At 36.8% G+C, this 21,682-nt stretch carries 22 protein-coding genes and 1 tRNA gene; 20 read left to right on the top strand and 3 right to left on the bottom strand.

The window, feature by feature from the left end:
- The 9 genes from IGL37_RS07025 to IGL37_RS06985 all read left to right on the top strand — a co-directional run bounded on the left by IGL37_RS07025 (position 1) and on the right by IGL37_RS06985 (position 10,070).
- Positions 1 to 570 (top strand): Gp15 family bacteriophage protein, encoded by a 570-nt coding sequence (locus IGL37_RS07025; protein ID WP_002357385.1) that lies wholly within the window; start codon positions 1 to 3, stop codon positions 568 to 570.
- A complete protein-coding gene (locus tag IGL37_RS07020; protein ID WP_002381842.1) occupies positions 563 to 3,832 on the top strand; it encodes a tape measure protein in 3,270 nt (1,089 codons plus the stop codon). The genes IGL37_RS07025 and IGL37_RS07020 overlap by 8 nt, the downstream gene beginning before the upstream one ends.
- Complete coding sequence (locus IGL37_RS07015; protein ID WP_002357387.1) at positions 3,832 to 4,593, top strand: distal tail protein Dit; 762 nt, start codon at positions 3,832 to 3,834, stop codon at positions 4,591 to 4,593. The genes IGL37_RS07020 and IGL37_RS07015 overlap by 1 nt, the downstream gene beginning before the upstream one ends.
- A complete protein-coding gene (locus IGL37_RS07010) occupies positions 4,590 to 6,857 on the top strand; it encodes a phage tail spike protein (RefSeq protein WP_002381843.1) in 2,268 nt (755 codons plus the stop codon). The genes IGL37_RS07015 and IGL37_RS07010 overlap by 4 nt, the downstream gene beginning before the upstream one ends.
- Positions 6,857 to 8,329 carry a BppU family phage baseplate upper protein gene (locus IGL37_RS07005; protein ID WP_002357389.1) on the top strand — a complete coding sequence of 491 codons (1,473 nt, stop codon included), beginning with the start codon at positions 6,857 to 6,859 and terminating at the stop codon, positions 8,327 to 8,329. The genes IGL37_RS07010 and IGL37_RS07005 overlap by 1 nt, the downstream gene beginning before the upstream one ends.
- Before the next feature lie 63 nt (positions 8,330 to 8,392).
- Positions 8,393 to 8,791, top strand: coding sequence for a phage holin family protein (locus IGL37_RS07000; protein WP_010773973.1), 399 nt, complete (start codon positions 8,393 to 8,395; stop codon positions 8,789 to 8,791).
- A complete protein-coding gene (locus tag IGL37_RS06995; RefSeq protein WP_002357391.1) occupies positions 8,788 to 8,970 on the top strand; it encodes a hypothetical protein in 183 nt (60 codons plus the stop codon). Before IGL37_RS07000 ends, IGL37_RS06995 begins: the two co-directional genes overlap by 4 nt.
- Positions 8,957 to 9,784 carry a lytic exoenzyme target recognition domain-containing protein gene (locus IGL37_RS06990; RefSeq protein WP_010773972.1) on the top strand — a complete coding sequence of 276 codons (828 nt, stop codon included), beginning with the start codon at positions 8,957 to 8,959 and terminating at the stop codon, positions 9,782 to 9,784. The genes IGL37_RS06995 and IGL37_RS06990 overlap by 14 nt, the downstream gene beginning before the upstream one ends.
- Before the next feature lie 212 nt (positions 9,785 to 9,996).
- A tRNA-Ile gene (locus IGL37_RS06985) sits at positions 9,997 to 10,070 on the top strand.
- 41 nt (positions 10,071 to 10,111) lie between these two features.
- On the opposite strand, the gene IGL37_RS06980 is transcribed toward IGL37_RS06985, so the two are convergent.
- Positions 10,112 to 10,360: a hypothetical protein gene (locus IGL37_RS06980; protein WP_002357393.1), complete on the bottom strand. Its 249-nt coding sequence runs from the start codon at positions 10,358 to 10,360 to the stop codon at positions 10,112 to 10,114.
- A gap of 223 nt (positions 10,361 to 10,583) precedes the next feature.
- On the opposite strand from IGL37_RS06980, the gene IGL37_RS06975 reads away from it, so the two are divergent.
- The 9 genes from IGL37_RS06975 to ybaK all read left to right on the top strand — a co-directional run bounded on the left by IGL37_RS06975 (position 10,584) and on the right by ybaK (position 18,367).
- Positions 10,584 to 10,763 (top strand): hypothetical protein, encoded by a 180-nt coding sequence (locus tag IGL37_RS06975; RefSeq protein WP_002365741.1) that lies wholly within the window; start codon positions 10,584 to 10,586, stop codon positions 10,761 to 10,763.
- Complete coding sequence (locus IGL37_RS06970; RefSeq protein WP_002371904.1) at positions 10,760 to 11,422, top strand: YdeI/OmpD-associated family protein; 663 nt, start codon at positions 10,760 to 10,762, stop codon at positions 11,420 to 11,422. The genes IGL37_RS06975 and IGL37_RS06970 overlap by 4 nt, the downstream gene beginning before the upstream one ends.
- Positions 11,422 to 11,889, top strand: a complete 468-nt coding sequence (locus tag IGL37_RS06965; RefSeq protein WP_033917923.1) for a DUF1801 domain-containing protein — start codon at positions 11,422 to 11,424, stop codon at positions 11,887 to 11,889. Before IGL37_RS06970 ends, IGL37_RS06965 begins: the two co-directional genes overlap by 1 nt.
- A 10-nt stretch (positions 11,890 to 11,899) precedes the next feature.
- A complete protein-coding gene (locus IGL37_RS06960; RefSeq protein ID WP_002357396.1) occupies positions 11,900 to 12,793 on the top strand; it encodes a deoxyribonuclease IV in 894 nt (297 codons plus the stop codon).
- A gap of 193 nt (positions 12,794 to 12,986) precedes the next feature.
- Positions 12,987 to 13,205: a YneF family protein gene (locus IGL37_RS06955; RefSeq protein WP_002357397.1), complete on the top strand. Its 219-nt coding sequence runs from the start codon at positions 12,987 to 12,989 to the stop codon at positions 13,203 to 13,205.
- A gap of 197 nt (positions 13,206 to 13,402) precedes the next feature.
- Positions 13,403 to 15,154, top strand: a complete 1,752-nt coding sequence (locus IGL37_RS06950; protein WP_033917924.1) for an ABC transporter ATP-binding protein — start codon at positions 13,403 to 13,405, stop codon at positions 15,152 to 15,154.
- Positions 15,154 to 16,938 (top strand): ABC transporter ATP-binding protein, encoded by a 1,785-nt coding sequence (locus IGL37_RS06945; protein ID WP_033917925.1) that lies wholly within the window; start codon positions 15,154 to 15,156, stop codon positions 16,936 to 16,938. The genes IGL37_RS06950 and IGL37_RS06945 overlap by 1 nt, the downstream gene beginning before the upstream one ends.
- Before the next feature lie 155 nt (positions 16,939 to 17,093).
- A complete protein-coding gene (aroD, locus tag IGL37_RS06940) occupies positions 17,094 to 17,855 on the top strand; it encodes a type I 3-dehydroquinate dehydratase (RefSeq protein ID WP_080296908.1) in 762 nt (253 codons plus the stop codon).
- A complete protein-coding gene (gene ybaK / locus IGL37_RS06935) occupies positions 17,852 to 18,367 on the top strand; it encodes a Cys-tRNA(Pro) deacylase (protein WP_002382387.1) in 516 nt (171 codons plus the stop codon). Before aroD ends, ybaK begins: the two co-directional genes overlap by 4 nt.
- A 129-nt stretch (positions 18,368 to 18,496) precedes the next feature.
- Here the strand turns inward: ybaK and IGL37_RS06930 are convergent, their stop codons facing one another.
- Positions 18,497 to 18,904 (bottom strand): ribonuclease HI family protein, encoded by a 408-nt coding sequence (locus IGL37_RS06930; protein WP_010820864.1) that lies wholly within the window; start codon positions 18,902 to 18,904, stop codon positions 18,497 to 18,499.
- A gap of 100 nt (positions 18,905 to 19,004) precedes the next feature.
- Here IGL37_RS06930 and IGL37_RS06925 point away from each other — a divergent pair, with 100 nt between their 5' ends.
- On the top strand, positions 19,005 to 19,466 hold the full coding sequence (locus IGL37_RS06925; RefSeq protein WP_002357403.1) for an EbsA family protein: 462 nt from the start codon (positions 19,005 to 19,007) through the stop codon (positions 19,464 to 19,466).
- Between the two features lie 104 nt (positions 19,467 to 19,570).
- Here IGL37_RS06925 and IGL37_RS06920 read toward each other — a convergent pair whose 3' ends face one another.
- Positions 19,571 to 19,777 (bottom strand): cold-shock protein, encoded by a 207-nt coding sequence (locus IGL37_RS06920; protein WP_002357404.1) that lies wholly within the window; start codon positions 19,775 to 19,777, stop codon positions 19,571 to 19,573.
- Between the two features lie 178 nt (positions 19,778 to 19,955).
- On the opposite strand from IGL37_RS06920, the gene IGL37_RS06915 reads away from it, so the two are divergent.
- The gene (locus IGL37_RS06915) at positions 19,956 to 21,626 is read left to right on the top strand and encodes a formate--tetrahydrofolate ligase (RefSeq protein ID WP_002384453.1); all 1,671 of its coding nucleotides are present in this window, start codon (positions 19,956 to 19,958) and stop codon (positions 21,624 to 21,626) included.
- The last annotated feature ends 56 nt before the right edge of the window (positions 21,627 to 21,682 follow it).

Genomic DNA, 21,682 nt, shown 5'->3' with positions numbered 1-21,682 from the left:
ATGCGGTTAAACGATCCGCTGCCCTCTTTTTTTGAGTTTGAAGAGAAAGAGTATCCTCTAAATCTTGCTTTTGATCGTGTGTTGGATGTTTTCGACGTGCTGTCTGATGACGGGATGAATCTTCCAGACAAGGTAGAGACTTGTATAAAGATTTTAGTTGGTGATGTAGGACTAGATATTGTATCTCAATTTGAGATGTTCAGAGAACTATACGATACCTATCTCGTCTTTGGTAAAAAATCAGAAGTGGTAACCGATGAATTAGGAAATGTTATGCCGATGAAACCAGTCAGTAAAGATATGGACATTGTATTAGATGCAAAATACATTTATGCCTCTTTTCGACAAATAGGTATCAATTTATTTGAGGAACAGGGCCGTTTGTCTTGGGAAGAATTTCAAGTATTGCTAGAATCGTTGCCAGATGACACACCTATTCAAAAAATTAAAAGTATCCGTAACTGGAAACCGCAAAAAGGAGAAAGTACTGAACACAAGGAACAAATGAGAGAACTTCAAAGGCGTTATGCATTACCAAATTACGTAAGGGAGGAGGAAGAAGATGGCTGATGGAAGTGTAGTAATTGATGTCGACGTGAATGGGAAGGACGTCACAGGGCTAAATAATCAATTAGACCAATTGGAAGGCAAGTCCGCCAAAGCAAGTCGAGGCATTGGAGACATGGTCAAAGCGATGGGGCTCGTTAAGTTGGGCAGTGCAGCATTTGATGTTTTAAAAGGCTCAATTGAAGGAGCAGTTACACGTTTTGACAAGTTGAACCAGTTTCCTAAAGTTTTAACAGCTATGGGAGCTAGTACAGATGATGCTACCCGTGCAACGAATAAGTTGAAAGAAGGAATTGATGGGCTACCAACGAAATTGCAAGATGTGAGTGACACTACGCAACAAATGTATAGTGTTTTTAAAGATGCCGATTTAGCGGCTGACAGTACACTTGCTTTAAACAATGCTTTACTTGCTAGTGGTTCTAGTGGCGAAAAAGCACAACGTGGGACAGAGCAATACATGAAAATCTTACGTACGGGGAAAGTTGAACTTGATTCCTATACGACTTTACAAGAAACCATGGGTTTTGGCTTAGATAAGTTAGCAGAAAAATTTGGCTTTACAGGCAAATCTGCGCAACAAGATTTGTACAAAGCCTTACAAAGTGGTCAGGTTACCGTTGAACAGTTCAACCAAGGGTTAATTGATATTCAAGATGGCTTAGGCGGAACAAAAGAAGTCGCTCGAAAAACTACAGAAGGGATAGCTACCTCTTTTTCAAACTTAAAAAACTCTATAACCAATGGAATGGCAAATGTGTTAACTAAATTTGATGAGATCGTAACGAAAGTTTCTGGAAAAAGTATTGCAGCTAATCTGAATAGCTTAAAAGGCATTGTAAATAATACATTTTCAGCGATTACAAAATCCATGGACGGCTTAATTCCTGTTATTGATTCAATAAAAAAAGCTTTTGCTGATAATCAATCAATAATAAAAATCTTTTCTGATACATTCGATCAAGCTTTTAAAATAATAGGATTTATTGTATATGACGTAATAAATATTCTTCAACGATTTTGGGGAGAGATATCGAAAAGTAGTGAAAGTTCAAGTTTAATTGATATCTTATCAAATGTGTTTACTACCTTGAAAGATGTTGTGTTAGATGTATTAGAAAATATTCAATACTTTTTTGATATTCTAGGTTCTGTTGATGTTCCTGAAAAATTAGGAGCTGCATTTAATAATTTAAAAGATATTTTGTTCGATTCTGTTGAAGCAGTTTCCAATTTCTTTGGTAGTTTTAATCTAGGAGAAACAAGTACTTCTATTACTGAGACTTTGATAGATACTGTTCTATTGCTAGTAGATACTTTTTTTAAAGTAACCGAAAAAGCTAAAGATTTTATCAAATGGATTGATAGCGGATCGACTGCATCAGATGTTTTTAAAGGGGTAATAGTGGCATTAGGTGTCGCTATATCTGGCGTTGTTCTGTATTACAAAGCCTGGCAAACATATATCAATCTAGTAGTTAAAGCTCAGAAAGCTTGGAACTTAATTACTAAAATTGGAACAGGAATACAAACGGCGTTTAATGCGGTTATGTCTGTTAATCCAATTTTTTTAATAGTAGGAGCCATTGCAGCATTAGTTGCTGGATTAGTTTATTGGATAACCAAAACTAAGTCTGGTCAAAAAGCATGGAAAGCCTTCACAGACTGGCTTGTAAAGGCTTGGGAAGGTATGGTCGATTTCTTCAAAGGAGTTTGGGAAGGAATAACAGATATTTTTGATTCTGCAGTTAAAACGGTTAAAGAGCTCTGGAAGGGTACTCTGGATTTTTTCAAAAAGCTAGGGGAAGATATAACGTCTATCTTTAAATCTAGTATAGAAACAGTGAAAGATTTATGGAGCGGTGTAACAGAATTTTTCCAAAGTTTATTAGATGGAATTGTTTCGGCATTTAATACGTCTGTTGAATTTTTGAAAGGTATTTGGCAGTCTGCAGTTGATATATTTAACGCTATTTGGGAAACGATAGGGCCAACAGTGATGATTATTGTTGATGGCATTGTAGAACTCTGGAATAATTTCACAGAAACAATTACTGGTATATGGGAAGGAATTAAAACGACTGCGGAAGGCGTTTGGGAATTGATTAAATCTGTAATTATGGGCCCTATACTACTTTTGATTGATTTGATAACTGGTGATTGGGAACAATTAAAGGAAGACTTATCAATGATATGGGAAAGTATTAAAGAAGCCGGTAGTATGATCTGGGACGGCATACAACAGATAATTGGTTCATATGTTGAAGGCGTAGTCAATTTTGTAAAAACAGTTTGGGAAACTGGAAAAAACTTCTTAAGTGATATATGGGAAGGGATTAGCAATATAGCTTCTATTGTATGGGATGCAATTACCAGTACAATTTCAAATTTGGCACAAAGTGCGCTTGATGGTGCTAAAAACGCATGGAGTGGAGCGAAACAGTGGGCATCCGATACTTGGGAAAGTGTTAAGCAAACTTCTGCCGAAACATGGGACGGAATAAAAACGACAGTATCAGAATCTGCAAAGAACGCTCTAGAATGGGCTAAAAGCGCATGGAGTGGAGCGAAACAGTGGGCATTCGATACTTGGGAAGGTGTAAAACAAGCCACTGCAGAAAAATGGGAAAATACTAAATCAACAGTAGCCAATCTTGCAGATGCTACATTAAGAGGAATGGAAAGTGCTTGGAGTACAGCAAAAAGCATTGCATCAGATATATGGGAAGGTGTAAAAGAAACTGTAAAAGCTGCTATGGATTTTGATCTATTTGCGGCTGGTCGAGCAATTATGGAAAGTTTCACTGATGGGCTTAAACATGCATGGGAAGCGACGAAAGAGTTTGTCAGTGGTATTGGTGATTGGATACGAGAACATAAAGGGCCTATTAGTTACGATAGAAAACTTTTAATTCCAGCTGGTAAAGCGATTATGGGTGGTTTAAATGAAAGTTTACAAGCGAGTTTTAAATCTGTCCAAAAAACAATTAAGCCTATGGCTAATCAAATTGCGGATACACTTTCATTTGACAATGCTTTTTCAAATTTTAACTTTACTAGCCCCGAATTAGCATTAAACACTAATATGATGGGCGCTGCTAATTTAGGTAGCCAAATTGTAAACAATAGCAACCATGCAAAAACTTATAGTCCTACAATCAATATAAACATTGAACATGCAGATCTTTCTAATGAAAAATCAATTGAAGAAACTTCTCAACAATTGGCAACACTCACAGAACGACAAACAAGGGGGCGGTTATAATGGATTTAACGAATTATCCATATTTTCAATTTAGAGGAAAAAAATCGAATGAATTCTCTATGCGAATAAGAAACGAAATGATGTTTACTATTCCAGAGGCCGCTCTGCAGTTTACAGAAATTGACGGAAGAAATTCCGATGTCATATACGATAAAGGAAAATATAACGACATTGAGAAAGTCTTTCCGGTAAGACTTTATAAACAACCAGATACAACCATTGCTGCGCAGTTAAGGGATATAGCTGCGTGGCTTTATTTATCGAAAGATTATGCCCCACTTATTTTTAGTGAATACAGCGAGTACTATTATAAAGCGCTAGGCTACAGCAAAGTAGATGCAGCAGACAAAACAAGAAGTTGGTTAGATGTTGATTTTGTTTTTAAGTGCCAGCCGTTCGTTTTTCGTCTTGATGGTGATGATGAAAGAGATATAAAAAGTGGAGGTGGTATTAGGAATCCAGAAGCTTTTTCTAGTCTGCCAATTATAACTTTCAATAAAACTAGTAGTACACAAGATAGTAATATTTATATTAATGGCCAACAATTCAGGATTGCAAAAGAAGCTGGAACAGGAAAAATTACGCTAGATTGCGAAGAAGGCATTGCTTATAAAGATGGTGGCCTTAATATCACAAAATATTGCTTTTTAAATACAGATGGTTATAACCCAATCACTCTGCCCCCAGGCGAAAGCATTATCAATTATACCTATATCACTGATTTTAAAATTAAGCCAAAATGGAGGACTTTAGCCGTATGAGCACGATTATTTTACATGATAAGAAAAATAACAATTGGAACTCCCTAGGCATAGGTCCTTTACAAGATGCAATAAATCCTCTTTCTACAAGGGAACGTAATGGTATTTATGATATGACATTCCAGTATCCAGTGGTAGGGAATTTGTTTCATGAGCTGAAAGTAGGAAGATGGATAGTCGCTGATGCTGGACCGACATTGGTCGCTAAAAGTCAACGGTTTGAAATTGCACAAATTACAAAACCAATCAAAGGGATTGTCACTGTTTACTGTGAGCATTATCGCTATAAATTGTTGCGCACAATGGTAAAAATCGGTTCCAAATATTCTAATATTTCGGCACAAACAGCATTGAATCAATTAAGAAGTCAGATGGAGCCTAAAAGTGATTTTACTTTTTACAGTGATGTGGGGACTACATCTTCAATTGATTTTACAGACCCCGCAAAATATAAAAATGCGCAAGAAGTTTTAGGCGGTGTCGCTGGTTCAATTTTAGATAATTTCGGTGGGGAATATCTTTTTAATAATAATCAAGTTCGCTTGTTAGCAAAAGCCGGTACCGATACGAATGTAGTCATTGCCTACGGTAAAAATTTAACAGATATTAATCAAGAGGAATCCATTGAAAATACGTATACTTCAATATATGGCTGGGCTAAAATTGGTAATGGCGATGATGAAAAAGTAATCACTCTACCAGAAATATATATTGATAGTGACTATGTCAGTAATTATACGGAACGTAGAATACAAATGGTTGATTTTAGTGATAAAGAGCCAAAAGATGTTGAAGCTTTACGCGGCATGGTTAAATCGTTTATTAAGTCTAATAATGTGGGGATTCCTCGTGTGAGTATAAAAGCTAGTTATGTAGACTTAGCGAGTTCCGTCTCAGATGAACAACTTAAAAGCCTTGAGGTTGTAGATTTATGTGATTGGGTAACGGTTGCGTTTAATCAATTAAACATTAATACAACGGCACAAATTGTAAAAACTGTGTGGAATATTTCTTTAGATCAATATGAGTCAATCGAATTAGGTGAAGCGAGAACTGATTTTGCTAAGGTAATTGAAGACTCAAAAGAAAATATTAATGATTTGTCAGACAAAATAGATTGGCTTGAACAAGCGCAAAAAGAAGCATCTGATATTATCAAAAATCCAGGAAAAGGTCATGTGCTCATATATCCGTCGCTTGCAGATCCTCAAGAACTATTAATTATGGATACGACAAGTATAAATACTGCTAGAAAAGTCTGGCGATGGAATATTGGAGGGCTGGGATTTAGCTCAACTGGATATAACGGTAACTATGAGTTAGCAATGACAAATAATGGGCTAATTGTTGCAGACAGGATGGCTACAGGAACATTGAGAGCTATTAACATTATAGGTGTGACAATTACAGGTAGTGACATTACAAGTGAAAGTGGCTATAACAAAATTATAATGTCAAAGGGAGCTATCAAGAACTACTATAATAATGTTTTAAAATCAACAATGGATGCTAACAAATTTTCAATATATGATTCTAGAGAAATTGAATTGATGCAACTAAATTCTGATGGTGTGCGATTTAACAAAGAAGGCACTTTAAATAAGTTAGGAGGTCTGGGTAGAGCATTTTCTACTTCTTTAGGCAAAGAAGAAATCCATATTTATTCTGAACCAGGAGTGTTAGCAAGTGTCGGAGCAAAAAAAGTCTCAGGGAACGATGTTGCGAGACATTTTACAGTTTTTGACGCAGGGGTTCAAATATCAAATTTAAACATGGGTGGAAGTTATGTTGGAGGATCTGGAGAAATAAAAAATTCAACATTGGTAAATACTAGTGTTAGTACAAAATTTACAGTGAATAACAATGTTAACTTAGGATTTTACTCTAATTTAAACATGAATGGTTTTTCAATTCTAAATCAATCAGATGTTCGGCTAAAGGAGAATATAACAGATACGAAGATTGATGGTATCAAAGAAACCAAAAAGTTAAACTTTGTGGAATTTGATAGAAAGCAAAACTATAAAAGTAATAATCCAATAGAACAGCCTTCTAATAAAAGAGAACTTGGGCTAATTGCTCAATATTCACCATTTTTAAGTGTTAAACATAATGAAGACCACTATTTAAGTTTAGATATGAATAAACAAGTGATGCTTAACAGTTTAACTAATAAACAGCTTATTGAAAAAATTGAACAATTAGAAAAAAAAATAAACAAGCCTAACAAGAATAGAAGAAAATATCATAGAGGAGGGATTTGATGGCGAATAAGATATTAAATCTCGATTTTTCAAAGGATCCAATCATGCCACCGATTATTTATGGACGCGTCGGCGATGAAAAAATGCAAACAATTACTGTGAAAATTTCTCGACGAGATGAGATACCAGATTTATCGGGTGGAATCATTACCTTTGAGGGAGAACCTGCAGGCGGAAAAGTGAAAGTTTTTGATTCTGAAAACGTCTCTTCTAATAACGCTGGATTGCAAAAAGGAACATTTGAATACACGTTTCCTAGTGCAGCGTTTAGCGTAGAAGGGACGTACAAAAGGGCATATTTTTCGTTTCAAAAAGATGGGAAAAGAGATACTACGGGAGACTTTAAAATCATTGTTAAAGGAAATGCTGACATTGATGCCGGAGAAGCTGAAACAATTATTACTGAATACAATAAACTTGTAAAAGCTTTGAATGAAGCATATCAAGCTACACTAAATAAAATGAATACTGATTATGATGATGTTGAAAAACGTATTGAAGCGATCAAGGTAGATTTAAATACGCTAAAAAAACAAATAACAGATATATTGGTGGATGCAGAAGGTCGCATTTCAGCCATTGGGAAGTCAGTAACAGATGAAGTTGATGCAGCACTTGAAAAGTTTAAAGAGGGAAACTTCTATACGAAACAGGAAGCTGATAATAGATTTTTAAGTAAAACGGAAAACCTTGACATTCAAAATAAAAAGTTAACTAATGATGATGGTTCAGGTCTACCTTTGCCAAAGGGAGTAACTTCATTTAAAGAATTATCAGGTTATGCTGGTTTTTATTATCTAAATGCTACAGTTGCGGGAACAATGACTGACAAAGCAGATTTGCCACCTGAATTTAAATATTCTGCTCTATATGTTTATCAACATGCCATTGCGGGCACTGCAGGATCTATGTATCAAGAAATTAGAATGAATTCGTTAGCAACACCTTTAATTGCATTTAGAACGACTTCTCCTAATTCTTCTCAAAATAGTCCGTTCAAAGTTTTGGCTACTACAGATAGTGTTGTTAATTTATCGAATAATCAAGAAATCGCAGGTGTAAAGAATTTTTCAGACGGACTACAAATATCAGGTAAGAATTTAACCGATTCTTTAATGGAAATGTTATTAAACGTAGGGAAAAAAATCTGGGAAGGCGCAGCCTATCTAAATGAGACTCAGTCTGTGAAACCAAGTATACCTTTAGACAAATGTTTTACAGGTTGGGTCGCATTGTACCAACCCTATGATAGTAATACGGGAAAAGCGCAGCCATGGGATTTGAATTATATGTTTATTCCCAAAACTCATGCGGTGGATTATTCGGGTGTGGCTATTGTTCATCATTTGGAGACTTTAAATGGTGCGAAATTCAATAAGTATATTTATGTAACAAATACAGAAATTAAAGGACATAAGAATAATGGAACTGCAGCGAAAGATTATGTGATTACAAAACTTTATTCTGTGTAATAAGAATATGAATAAGCCGTTTAGCGAAAGCTAGGCGGTTTTTATTATTGGAAGGTGGAACTTATGACGATGTTTGATTACTTTAGACATTTTTTAGAAACAGAAGACACGAAAATTTTATTCATTTTAGCATTAATTTGCACGGCGATGGTCATTGACTTTTTTACAGGAACCTTTGCGGCAAAAATCAACCCAGATATTGAATTTAAATCAAAAATAGGCATTAACGGCATTTTACGAAAACTAACGAGTATTTTCCTACTCGTATTTTTTATTCCATTGTCGGTTATTGTGCCCGGGGGTGCAGGAGTTGCTTTATTATACACGCTTTACCTTGGTTACTTATTAATGGAAATAAAATCCATCATGGAAAACTACCAAAAGATAGGCGGAAAAACGGATTTATTTCAGCGGTTTATTGACAGTTTTAAACCATCAGATAGAGAGGACGATGACAAATGACACTAACAGAAAAAGCGCAAGAGATCGTTTTGGTGTTAGAAAAAGAAGATCTTTCAAATCAAACAAAAAAAAGAATGGCTGTCGCAAAAATGAATGAGTGGGCATTGGCTACAAAAACAGAAGTAACAAATGAAGAAATCGAAAAAGAGATAGAAGGTGCTTACAATGGGCTTAAATAATCAATTGAGTGTGGAATGGTTCTTAGAGAGAGTCGGAAAAATAACCTATTCTATGGTTGGTTCTCGTAATGGAGCTGATGGAACAGCGGATTGTTCAGGATCAATGACGCAGTCTATTAAAGATTCTGGAGGAGTAAACTATGACTACTTGTATTCAACGGTAACACTAGGAAACTATTTAGATAAAAACGGGTATCAACGTATTTCGGTGAATCAAGATTGGCACGCACAAAAAGGAGATGTTGTTCTCATGAGTTGGGGAGCTGATATGTCTTCAAGCGGCGGAGCTGGCGGCCACGTTGGTGTCATGATGAACGCTACTGATTTTATTAGTTGTGATTATTGGACCGGAGGACAACCAGGAACAGCGATTACTCAGCATAATTGGGATGAGTATTATGCGGCTACCAAGCCAAATTACATTGAGGTTTGGCGATTTCAGAACAATCAACCCACTCCACCAGTTCCTCCAGCACCTAAGCCAACTAAGCGACGTTATGGATACCGAGTAGATGACTTACAGTTCGTGAACGGACTTTGGCAAGTAAGAAATGATGTGTTGGGACAGCCAGATTTTGACTGGACAGAAAACGGGATTAACGTTGCCTATATTGATAAAATCAATCCAGCAACAGGAGAGAATACACCGGATCAAGAATTAAAAGTCGGCGACTACTTTTCTTTTCAACCGTCATCCGTAGGGATTATTACCGAACAACACTCTTTGAATGGAAAAACAATTTCACATGTGCAATTCCCTGACGAGTTTATTTGGTTGTACACAGAAAGTGTTGAAAAATTAATTTATGGATAAAAAATTCTTGTCTGAAAGTAAAAATAATAGTATATTAGACCTACAATAAAGGAGTCATTCACTTAAACCGTCCTTGCCAAGGGACGGTTTTTGTTTTACAGAAAAAATCCTATATAGTATGATTTATTCAGTGATGACATTCACTATTGAATCTCAATTAATGGCAAAATCTCCCACCATCATACGACAGATTGTGGGCGATTTTGTTTTCAGGACCATTAGCTCAGCTGGTTAGAGCAAACGGCTCATAACCGTTCGGTCACAGGTTCGAGTCCTGTATGGTCCATAACGAAAGCCTCGCTCCTAGATAAGAGTGAGGCTTATTTTTTATGCATTTACTAAAGATTTTCTTACAAGCATTTTATCAATTACAAGTTGATTTCTTTTATTCAAATGACCATAGACAGCTAGTTCAGATTGTTCAGGTAACATTAGTAGCGTATTTGCCAGTTCGTATTTGGAGACGATACAGTTTATAGTTTCGTCCTGTGTTACTAATGAGAATCGAACTAGCATTTTTGGGTGCATACTTAACATTCTAATCTTTTCAACTACTCCTACATAATTAGTTTTCATGATATCGTCCTCCTATTGATCTTATTATACCGAATGTATGTTCTTATTGTCTATCATTTTACAAAACTGTAATATTTGACTACCATTTGAATACCATAATGGTGTGAAAAGTTGTGGAACATTTGTAGTTGAATAAAACATAAACGGCTTTGTATCAGCGTTTATTTGTGTTTTAGTGAGTAATTTGTACTTGTGATTTATTTCTTGTTAAAATACTAAAAAAATGAAAGCTTGGGACGAAGGTCGTTTAGACAACAGGTTCCAAGCTTTCGCTTTTAAAAAAGATAAATTGGGATTAATTCTGTTACAAAAAACTCTTTTTTACTATTGGGCATATTCAATTACAGATAACTTGTGCTATGCTAGAATAAAAAGTGCAGTCGCTATAAGGAGTAGGTTATGAAATCAATTGTCGAAAAGTTAAACTTAACGAAGTATCAGCAACTAGTTATTTTAAATAGACCACAGGGAGAGTATCTATCTGAATTTGCTTCAGCCGCGCAGCAATTACCCTCAGAACCAGTTGAGCTGATTTTTGCATTTGTGAAAACGATGGCGGAATTTCAAGAGATTGTTTCAATGGTGATTGAAGGTCAACATTTAGTAGAAAATGGGTTGTTATATGTGGCTTATCCGAAAAAAGGCAATAAAATGTATCCAACCTTTGTCCACCGAGATGAAATTTTTCCAACATTACAAGTAAACGAGGCAGATGGGTATATTAAAGGCTCAACCTTAAAATTTAATCGCATGGTTAGTTTAGATGAGACTTTTACGGTTGTCGGCATGAAGAATGTTCTTAAAAAGCCAGCGAAGAATCAGACCAGTTCTGCTGTTGGGGATTATGTTCAATATTTACCAGAAATTGAAGCGTTGGTACAAACAGAACCAGCTGCTGCAGCGACATTCGCTGCATTAACGCCTGGTTATCAAAAAGAGTGGGCGCGGTATGTATTTAGTGCAAAGCGAGCGGAGACACGGAAAAAGCGGCAAACTGAAATGTTAGTCATTTTAAAAGAAGGCTATAAAACCAAAGCGCTTTATCAGCAAAGGAAGAAATAATGGCGCAGTCAATTGAAACAGTTACAGCATACATCGAAACAGTTGAACCAAACTGGCGAATTGCTTATCAGCAAGTATTAGATGTCGTTTCGCAAAATTTGCCAGCAGGATTTGAATTAACAATGCAATATGGCATGCCAACCTTTGTTGTGCCGCTTTCAGTATTTCCAGAAGGCTATCTTAACCGTGGTGATGAACCGTTACTATTTATCAGCTTAGGCGCTACTAAAAGGCAAGTAGCTTTATATCACATGGGATTAATGGGAAATGAAGCCGTCCGAAGTTGGTTTCAAGAAGCCTATCAGGAACAAGTGTCAACAAAGCTAAACATGGGGAAAAGTTGTCTTCGCTTCACTAATCCTAAGCGAATACCCTATGAACTAATTGGCGAATTAGTAACAAAAATCACGCTAGAAGAATGGCTGCAACAGTATCAACACTACCAAAAGAAAAAGAAGAATTATTAGGAGGAACCACATGTTATTAGGATCACACGTTAGTATGAGTGGCAAGAAAATGCTATTAGGCTCTGCCGAGGAAGCGGCTAGTTATGGCTCAACAACCTTTATGATTTATACAGGTGCGCCACAAAACACGCGTCGGAAACCGATTGAAGAAATGAATATTGAAGCTGGGCAAGCTTTTATGAAGGAACACAATTTAAGTAATATCGTCGTTCATGCCCCGTATATTATTAATTTAGGTAATACAATTAAAACGGAAAATTTCGGTTTTGCCGTAGACTTTTTGCGTCAAGAAATTGAGCGAGCACAAGCGTTGGGAGCAACGCAAATCACGTTACACCCAGGTGCGCATGTTGGTGCAGGTCCAGAAGCCGGCATTAAACAAATTGTTAAAGGTCTAAACGAAGTCTTGTGGAAAGAGCAAATCCCTCAAATCGCTTTAGAAACCATGGCTGGTAAAGGAACCGAAATCGGCCGTACGTTTGACGAACTAGCTGCGATTATTGACGGAGTTACGCTAAATGATAAGCTTTCTGTCACTCTGGATACTTGCCACATTAATGATGCAGGGTATAATGTAAAAGATGATTTTGATGGCGTATTAGTTGAATTTGATAAAATTATCGGATTGGATCGTTTAAAAGTTATTCATGTGAATGATTCTAAAAATCCTATGGGCTCACATAAAGATCGTCATGCCAATATTGGCTTTGGCACTATTGGTTTTGAAGCTTTAAACGGTGTGGTTCACCATGAAAAATTAACTGCTTTACCAAAAATTTTAGAAACACCTTATGTCGGAGAAGACAAAAAAAATAAAAAGGCCCCTTACGGCTTTGAAATTGCGATGTTAAAAAATCAAACATTTGATCCAGAATTATTAGAAAAAATTCAAGGACAAAACTAAAGCAACAATCGCTCTTAAAGGTCCTATTGACATTTAAGAGCGTATATTTTTAACTTTTAATCACTATTTTGCAAAAAAATCAGACTTTTTTCATTATTTAAGAGAAATCCCGCAAAAAGAACTTTTCTTTTTTTGCTATTTCTAGTAAAATAATTCATTGAGAGCAAAACTATACGGAGAGGAGAGAGTTTCAATGGCAACAGGTTGGGTAGTATTAATCGCAGTAATCGCTTTATTAGTAGGCGCTGCAGGGGGCTTTTTCCTTGCACGCAAATATATGCAAGATTATTTCAAAAAAAATCCTCCCGTTAATGAGGATATGTTACGCATGATGATGGCATCAATGGGTCAAAAACCGTCAGAGAAAAAGGTTAGACAAATGATGCAACAAATGAAAAACCAAGGAAAATAGTAAAGGTTATTCAGGTAATCATGAATAAGTGTAAAAACGGGCTGATTTTCAGTCCGTTTTTTTGTTGTTTTGCGGGAGAATAGGATAATCTAGGAGGAAAAGAGCGAAACGTTTAATCAAAAACAACAATAACGAAGAAACCTTCTAGCTCGAAAGTAGTCTTCGTAGAACAACAAAGTAAAAGGAGGGACAACTGAATGTCCATATTCAAAAAATTAGGCTGGTTTTTTAAGCAAGAGAAAAAAAGTTATATTATTGGGGTTTTCTCATTAATGATGGTCGCTCTTGTTCAATTAGTCCCGCCCAAAGTTATTGGCGTCGTTGTAGATGAAATCGTTAACAAAGAAATTCGCTTAACGAAAATTATCGTGTGGGTTGCACTCTTGATTGGTGCTGGGCTTGCCCAATATCTTTTTCGCTATATTTGGCGGATGCATATTTGGGGGAGTGCGGCTCGTTTGGAAAAAGAGCTACGGACTCAATTATTTCATCATTTCACAAAAATGGATAGCATCTTTTATCAGAAATATCGGACAGGTGACTTGATGGCGCATGCAACCAATGATTTAAATGCCATCCAAAATGTGGCTGGAGCTGGGATTTTAACGTTTGCCGACTCTGTGATTACGGGAGGAACAACGATTATCGCAATGGTTCTATTTGTCGATTGGCGCTTAACATTAATTGCTTTATTACCGCTGCCTTTATTAGCCGTCACTTCACGAGTTTTAGGTTCTAAGTTGCATGATGCCTTTCGAGATTCACAAGCTGCTTTTTCAGCGATTAATGATAAAACACAAGAAAGTATCACTGGAATTAAAGTCATTAAAACATTTGGGCAAGAAAAAGAAGATCTTGCTGATTTTACAGAGAAAATTGATGATGCTATCGTCAAAAATAAACGAACGAACTTTTTAGATGCACTATTTGATCCGTTTATTACGCTGATTATTGGTGTTTCTTATGTTTTGACAATTATTATTGGTGGTCGTTTCATCATGGAAGGAACGATTAGTTTAGGTCAGTTGGTCTCTTTCATTGCCTATATTGGGATGCTAGTTTGGCCAATGTTTGCGATTGGGCGCTTATTTAATGTGTTAGAACGTGGGAATGCTAGTTACGATCGTGTGAACGAATTATTACATGAAAAAACGCATATTATCGAACGAAAAGATGCCATCAAAACAATGGCGCAAGGGACAATTTCAATGAAGATTGATTCTTTTTCTTATCCAAAAGAAGAGACGGTGGCGTTGGAAAATATCCAATTTTCGTTGCAAGAAGGAGAAACCTTGGGGATTGTTGGCAAAACAGGCGCTGGTAAAACCACTATTTTGAAATTGTTGATGCGTGAATATGACCAATACCAAGGAACGATTTCCTTTGGAAAACATAACATTAAAAATTACACATTAGATGCATTGATGGGTGCAATGGGATACGTGCCACAGGACCATTTTCTCTTTTCCATGACGGTACGAGATAACATTCGTTTTGCTAAACCACACTTGGAACAAGCAGCAGTTGAACAAGCGGCAGCATTAGCATTTATTAACCAAGAAATTAAAGCATTCCCTGAAGGCTATGACACAATGGTTGGGGAACGTGGCGTTTCGCTTTCTGGAGGACAAAAACAACGGATTTCTATTGCACGGGCCTTGATTGTTGAACCAGAATTGTTAATTTTAGACGATGCCTTATCTGCAGTCGATGCGAAGACTGAAGAGGCGATTTTATCAAATCTAAAAGAAACGCGCCAAGAAAAAACCACTATTATTACAGCGCATCGTTTAAGTAGTGTCATGCATGCAAAAGAAATCTTAGTGTTGGATGAAGGGAAAATTATTGAACGGGGGACACATCAGGAGTTACTGACTCAGAAGGGTTGGTATCAGCGGATGTGGGAAAAACAGCAATTAGAAGCGAAAATTGAAGGGAGTGAGAGTTAATGGAAGAAAAGTATCAATCCGAATGGTCCAGAGAGTTACCGCTGAAAGAACAATTAACGATTGTTCAGCGTTTGTTTCGTTTTGCCAAACCGTTTCGACGCATGTTTTACACAGCTATTCTCTTTGCATTTGGCTTATCAATTATCAATATTCTTTTGCCTAGAGTCATTCAAGTTTTTATGGATAATTATTTAACGCCTAAAACGGCTACAATGCAAGTGATTCTAACTTTTGCTGCTATTTATTTCTTTGGTGTCATTGTCAAAAGTATTGTTTGGTTTTTCCAATGGTATTTGTATTCGATGGCTTCTTTAAAAACGTATCAATATATACGAGTGAAATTATTTGAAAAATTACACACTTTAGGTATGCGTTATTTTGATCAAACACCAGCGGGTTCGACGGTGTCTCGTGTTACAAATGACACAGAAACATTGTTTGAATTCTGGTATGTATTCCTAATGGTGATTACAGGAATTTTTGCCGTAATCTCGTCATTTTTTGCAATGTTTCAACTCAGTCCAGAAATTTCATTTTATTGTCTAATTTTCTTGCCAATTTTATTAGTTGTAATTTGGTATTACCAAAAATTTAGTTCAAAATTATATCGCAGTATGCGGGAAAAATTAAGTCAATTAAACACCAAACTAAATGAATACATCTCTGGTATGCAAATCATTCAACAATTTCGCCAAGAAAAGCGTTTGGAAAAAGAATTTGAGGAAACCAATGATGATTATTTAAAAACACGAGTAGCAATGATTCGTATGAATTCGTTATTATTAAGTCCTATCATTAATTTGTTGTATACGTTGGCGATTGCATTGGCCTTAACTATGTTTGGCATCGATGCTTTACATTCTCCTGTAGAAGCGGGGATGATTTATGCTTTTGTAACGTATGTCCAAGCTTTTTTTAATCCGATGACACAAATGATGGACTTCCTAAGTATCTTTACAGATGGGATTGTCGCAGGTAGTCGTATTTTAAAAATTATGGATACGGAAGAATTAACGCCGCAACAATCAGTAGGTGCGAATGGGGAAATTATTCGCGGGAAAATTGAATTTCGCAATGTTACTTTTTCTTATGACGGCAAAAACGAAGTATTGAAAAATATTAGCTTTGTCGCAAATCCCGGGGAAACCGTCGCTTTAGTCGGTCATACAGGAAGTGGTAAAAGTTCAATTATTAATGTACTCATGCGTTTCTATGAATTTTATGAAGGGCAGATTTTAATTGATGATCGTGACATTCGTGATTTTCCCATGACAGAATTACGGGAAAAGATGGGCTTAGTATTACAGGACGCTTTCATGTTTTATGGAGATATTGCTGGAAATATCCGTTTACTGAATCCAACTATCACAGATGAACAAATTAAACAGGCTGCGGAATTTGTTCAGGCGGATAAATTTATCCACACGTTACCCAATACCTATCATGCGAAAGTCATTGAACGAGGAGCTAGTTATTCTAGCGGACAACGTCAATTAATTTCGTTTGCACGAACGATTGTGACTGATCCCAAAATTTTAGTTTTAGATGAAGCAACCGCTAATATTGATACAGAAACAGAAGGATTGATTCAAGAAGGATTAGCCAAAATGCGTCAAGGGAGAACGACAATTGCGATTGCGCATCGCCTTTCGACGATTCGTGACGCAAACTTGATTTTAGTTTTAGACAAAGGGCAGATTGTAGAACGAGGAACGCACGAAACGTTACTGGCAGAAGGTGGCCTTTATGCGGATATGTATCAGTTACAAAGTACGGAAGTTTAACGTAACAACAGAAAGAGTTAAATAACCTAAACAAAGGCATTTAGTGTTAGGAAATTCCTAATTCTAGGTGTCTTTGTAGCTCTTTAAATTGCAAAAAAGAAGAGAAATGGTATGATATGAAGAGAGAAAAACAAACGAGGAAGTTAGGTGGAACTGTGAAGCCAGTTATAGTCAAAAATGTGCGAATAGGTGAAGGGAATCCCAAAATTGTGGTGCCCATTGTTGCTCCAACAGCCGAGGATATTTTGGCCGAAGCAACGGCGAGCCAAACACTAGATTGTGATTTGGTGGAATGGCGTTTAGACTATTATGAAAATGTCGCTGATTTTTCCGATGTATGTAATCTTTCACAACAAGTAATGGAACGGTTGGGGCAAAAACCGTTATTGTTAACTTTTCGTACACAAAAAGAAGGCGGCGAAATGGCTTTTTCTGAGGAAAATTATTTTGCTTTGTATCATGAATTAGTGAAAAAAGGTGCCTTGGATTTATTAGATATTGAATTATTTGCGAATCCGCTGGCGGCAGATACGTTAATTCACGAAGCTAAAAAGATGGGGATTAAAATTGTTCTCTGTAATCACGACTTTCAGAAAACACCGTCGCAAGAGGAGATTGTCGCGCGGTTACGCCAAATGCAAATGCGTCAGGCGGATATTTGTAAAATAGCTGTGATGCCACGAGATGCGACAGATGTACTTACGTTACTTTCAGCAACCAATGAAATGTACACCCATTATGCATCCGTCCCAATCGTTACTATGTCAATGGGACAGTTAGGGATGATTAGTCGCGTAACAGGTCAACTGTTCGGGTCGGCACTAACTTTTGGCTCAGCCCAGCAAGCGTCTGCACCAGGCCAACTATCCGTACAAGTATTAAGAAATTATTTAAAGACATTCGAACAAAACAAGTGATTCAGAAGGTGAAAAAAGTGGCAAAGAAAAAAACACAACAAAAAACGAATGCGATGCGCATGGTGGAACAACATAAAGTACCATATAAAGAATATGAATTCGCTTGGAGTGAAGATCATTTAAGTGCAGAAAGTGTCGCTGAAAGTTTAGGTATTGAAAAAGGACGAATTTTTAAAACCTTGGTTACAGTAGGTAATAAAACAGGTCCAGTCGTGGCTGTCATTCCTGGTAATCAAGAATTAGATTTGAAAAAATTAGCGAAAGCTAGTGGCAACAAAAAGGTAGAAATGCTTCACTTAAAAGATTTAGAAGCAACCACAGGCTATATTCGTGGGGGCTGTTCACCAATTGGGATGAAAAAACAATTTCCCACCTATTTGGCTGAAGAAGCTCAACAATATTCTGCAATTATTGTTTCTGCAGGCAAACGTGGCATGCAAATTGAATTAGCTCCTGAAGCAATCCTTTCGCTAACCAATGGACAATTTGCGGAAATAACGACAAAAGAATAAGTGGCTATAAGAAGAAGTCGAGACAGAACCGTTTATCTGTTTTTAAACGTGGAGCAAAAATCACTAGGGATTTTTGCTCCACGTGTTTAATTATCAAATTAATAAAGGAAAAGCATTAAGTAGACAGTGCTACTTTTTATTGGGATAAAATTTTTGTAATGCTTGCCGTGCGAGCATATCGGCCGCTTTGTTTTGACTTTCAGGTAGCCATTTGATTAAGAGCAAAGGGAAATTCTTTTCTAGTTGTTGATATTCTGCTAAATAAGGCTGGTACTTTTCATTTTTAGCATATTTTTTTTCAATTGTTTGGACAACAATTTTACTATCTGAGTGGAGAAGAACGGTTTGTTGATTGTCTTCATTGGCAATCGCTTGTTTTAAAGCTTCAATCAGCACTTTAAATTCGGCTTCGTGATTACTAACAATGCCTAAAGGCACATGCAATTGTTGCCGCGATTGGTCGGTGAGGTAAACGATACCGCCGCCAGATTCACCTGGATTGCCTTTTGTTGCAGCATCTACATAAATTCTTAACATAAAATTACTCCTAATTTCTTTTTGTTCTTAAAAAAAGTATGTTACTATTATAACATATTTAAATTTAGCGGCGTTGATCCAGAAGTAGTGAGGGCACTTTATGAAAAAACAGAAATTCTATTGGCAGCCAGAATTAGCATCAACAATTATTTACTGGTCTTGCACATTTTGTATATTATTTATTAGTTTAATTTTAGCATTGGAAAATAATGGTCCTTACTTGATTAGTAATCTGGTGATGGTTCCATTTTTTGTGTTTGCGTATCTAGGAATTGCGCGGTCTTTTAACATGACAGAAACATCTTTAATTGTCAGAGATGTTTTATGGTTCCGCAAAAAAGCACTTCCGCTTTCTCAGATAGAAAAAGTAACCTACAATGAAAAAAGCATCGAAATTTTTTCCTCAGAATTTAAGGAAGGCTCAAAAGTCTTTTTAATGAAAAAGAAAACGATTCCGTTATTTCTTGAGGCACTTAAGGTAAAAAAGCCTGAATTGAAGGTAGCAGAAGATCATTCTTTGGGCCTTCATAAAAAAGAAGAAAAAAACAAGAGTGAGTCATAAGTCGAAACGACTGGTGACCCACTCTCAAAATCTTAAAATAATCAGCTGAAACAAACGCTACGTTTACTTACTTTTTGGAGCAAAGCGTTGTTGGTTCAGCTTTTTTAGTTATCTATTTTTTTGACATGTGCTGCTTGTAGCCCACGATTGCCTTCCATTATCTCGAACTCTACAGATTGATTCTCATCAAGTGATTTGAATCCGTCACCTTCTATAGCAGTGAAGTGGACAAAAATCTCATCTTCTTCGTTGTAAACGATAAAACCATAACCTTTTCTGTTATCGAACCATTTGACAATTCCTTTTTGCATCCAATTCACGCTCCTTTTAGATTTGTAAAGACACTTTCATTATACGAGAAAAGGCTACCAAACGTCAATGGTTGGGTTGTTTAAAAAAGGTTATTCTAGCCATTCTATTCAATACAAGCTATAATTTAAAAGAAACAATGTGTCACAAAGACGATAAAGAATTGAAAAGGGGTCCGTTATGAAGACAGATATTAACATTGCACAAGCAGCAACATTAAAACCTATTCAAGAGATTGCCGAAACAATCGGTCTTTCAGAAGATTCGCTCGAACTTTATGGAAAATACAAAGCGAAAATAGATTTTCCAACGCTTCAATCCTTAGAAGCGCAACCAGAAGGTAAATTAATCCTCGTTACATCGATTAATCCAACACCAGCAGGAGAAGGAAAGTCAACCGTGACCATTGGTTTAGGAGATGCATTAAATCAAATCAATAAAAAAACAGTTATTGCCCTAAGAGAACCATCATTAGGTCCTGTGATGGGGATTAAAGGTGGCGCAACAGGTGGTGGTTACGCACAAGTATTACCAATGGAAGAAATTAATTTGCATTTTACTGGTGATATGCATGCGATTACGACAGCCAATAATGCCTTAGCTGCGTTACTAGATAATCATTTACAGCAAGGAAATGAATTAAAGATTGATTCTCGACGGGTGATTTGGAAACGGGCAGTGGATCTAAATGATCGTGCGCTCAGACAGGTCGTTGTTGGTTTAGGCGGTCCTTTCCAAGGTGTACCAAGAGAAGACGGTTTCGATATTACTGTGGCGAGCGAAATTATGGCGATTCTTTGTTTAGCGCAAAATTTAACGGACTTAAAAGAACGCTTAAGTCGGATTATTGTCGCCTATAATGACCAAAGAGAGCCGGTGACGGTTAAAGATTTAAACGTGGCAGGTGCCCTGACTTTATTATTAAAAGACGCCTTAAAACCTAATTTAGTTCAAACGATTGAAGGAACTCCAGCTTTTGTTCACGGTGGTCCTTTTGCCAATATCGCTCATGGATGTAACAGTATTTTAGCGACAAAAACAGCTTTGCATCTAGGGGATTATGTCGTAACAGAAGCAGGTTTTGGTGGCGACTTGGGTGGCGAAAAATTTTTAGATATTAAAGTACCTTCTTTAGGAAAAGCACCCGATGCCGTTGTGATTGTGGCAACGATTCGCGCGTTGAAAATGCATGGCGGTTTGGCGAAAGATCAGTTAGCAGAAGAAAATTTACCAGCGTTACAAAAAGGCTTTACCAACTTAGAAAAACATATTCAAAACATGCAACGTTATGATGTACCAGTAGTTGTTGCAATTAATGAATTTACACAGGATACAGAGAAGGAAATTCAACTGTTGAAAGAAGCCTGCCAAGCGTTAGGCGTGCCCGTCGAGTTAACAAGTGTTTGGGCGCAAGGTGGCGCAGGTGGCACGAATCTAGCGAAAACAGTAGTAGCAGAGATTGAAGCCAATACAAAGCAGTTTCAACCTTTATATAACCCTCGCCAAACAATTGAAGAAAAAATTCAAGCCATTGTACAAACGATTTACGGCGGGGAACAGGCGATTTTTTCTCCGAAAGCGCAAAAACAAATCGCAGATTTTACAAAAAATGGTTGGGATCAATTACCAATTTGCATGGCGAAGACACAGTATTCACTTTCTGACGATCCTCAAAAATTAGGACGGCCAGAAGGATTTACGATTACAATTCGTGAACTAGTTCCAAAAATCGGTGCGGGGTTTATCGTGGCGTTAACGGGTGACATTTTAACGATGCCTGGCTTGCCGAAAGTTCCTGCTGCGTTAAATATGGATGTGGACGAAACGGGTCAAGCGAGCGGTCTCTTTTAAAGCCGCTCTTTCCTGAGACCTATTTTTAGTATATACTTGAAAGTAGCTCAATAAAA

This window comes from Enterococcus sp. AZ119 (assembly GCF_050546175.1).
GTDB classification, from domain to species: domain Bacteria; phylum Bacillota; class Bacilli; order Lactobacillales; family Enterococcaceae; genus Enterococcus; species Enterococcus faecalis.
This window is presented reverse-complemented; position numbering and strand designations above follow the sequence as displayed.

Excerpts from the sequence above, each read along its gene's own strand:
- IGL37_RS07025 (WP_002357385.1), top strand. The coding sequence starts at position 1 with ATGCGGTTAAACGATCCGCTGCCCTCTTTTTTTGAGTTTGAAGAGAAA.
- IGL37_RS07020 (WP_002381842.1), top strand. The coding sequence starts at position 563 with ATGGCTGATGGAAGTGTAGTAATTGATGTCGACGTGAATGGGAAGGAC.
- IGL37_RS07015 (WP_002357387.1), top strand. The coding sequence starts at position 3,832 with ATGGATTTAACGAATTATCCATATTTTCAATTTAGAGGAAAAAAATCG.
- IGL37_RS07010 (WP_002381843.1), top strand. The coding sequence starts at position 4,590 with ATGAGCACGATTATTTTACATGATAAGAAAAATAACAATTGGAACTCC.
- IGL37_RS07005 (WP_002357389.1), top strand. The coding sequence starts at position 6,857 with ATGGCGAATAAGATATTAAATCTCGATTTTTCAAAGGATCCAATCATG.
- IGL37_RS07000 (WP_010773973.1), top strand. The coding sequence starts at position 8,393 with ATGACGATGTTTGATTACTTTAGACATTTTTTAGAAACAGAAGACACG.
- IGL37_RS06995 (WP_002357391.1), top strand. The coding sequence starts at position 8,788 with ATGACACTAACAGAAAAAGCGCAAGAGATCGTTTTGGTGTTAGAAAAA.
- IGL37_RS06990 (WP_010773972.1), top strand. The coding sequence starts at position 8,957 with ATGGGCTTAAATAATCAATTGAGTGTGGAATGGTTCTTAGAGAGAGTC.
- IGL37_RS06980 (WP_002357393.1), bottom strand. The coding sequence starts at position 10,360 with ATGAAAACTAATTATGTAGGAGTAGTTGAAAAGATTAGAATGTTAAGT.
- IGL37_RS06975 (WP_002365741.1), top strand. The coding sequence starts at position 10,584 with ATGAAAGCTTGGGACGAAGGTCGTTTAGACAACAGGTTCCAAGCTTTC.
- IGL37_RS06970 (WP_002371904.1), top strand. The coding sequence starts at position 10,760 with ATGAAATCAATTGTCGAAAAGTTAAACTTAACGAAGTATCAGCAACTA.
- IGL37_RS06965 (WP_033917923.1), top strand. The coding sequence starts at position 11,422 with ATGGCGCAGTCAATTGAAACAGTTACAGCATACATCGAAACAGTTGAA.
- IGL37_RS06960 (WP_002357396.1), top strand. The coding sequence starts at position 11,900 with ATGTTATTAGGATCACACGTTAGTATGAGTGGCAAGAAAATGCTATTA.
- IGL37_RS06955 (WP_002357397.1), top strand. The coding sequence starts at position 12,987 with ATGGCAACAGGTTGGGTAGTATTAATCGCAGTAATCGCTTTATTAGTA.
- IGL37_RS06950 (WP_033917924.1), top strand. The coding sequence starts at position 13,403 with ATGTCCATATTCAAAAAATTAGGCTGGTTTTTTAAGCAAGAGAAAAAA.
- IGL37_RS06945 (WP_033917925.1), top strand. The coding sequence starts at position 15,154 with ATGGAAGAAAAGTATCAATCCGAATGGTCCAGAGAGTTACCGCTGAAA.
- IGL37_RS06930 (WP_010820864.1), bottom strand. The coding sequence starts at position 18,904 with ATGTTAAGAATTTATGTAGATGCTGCAACAAAAGGCAATCCAGGTGAA.
- IGL37_RS06925 (WP_002357403.1), top strand. The coding sequence starts at position 19,005 with ATGAAAAAACAGAAATTCTATTGGCAGCCAGAATTAGCATCAACAATT.
- IGL37_RS06920 (WP_002357404.1), bottom strand. The coding sequence starts at position 19,777 with ATGCAAAAAGGAATTGTCAAATGGTTCGATAACAGAAAAGGTTATGGT.
- IGL37_RS06915 (WP_002384453.1), top strand. The coding sequence starts at position 19,956 with ATGAAGACAGATATTAACATTGCACAAGCAGCAACATTAAAACCTATT.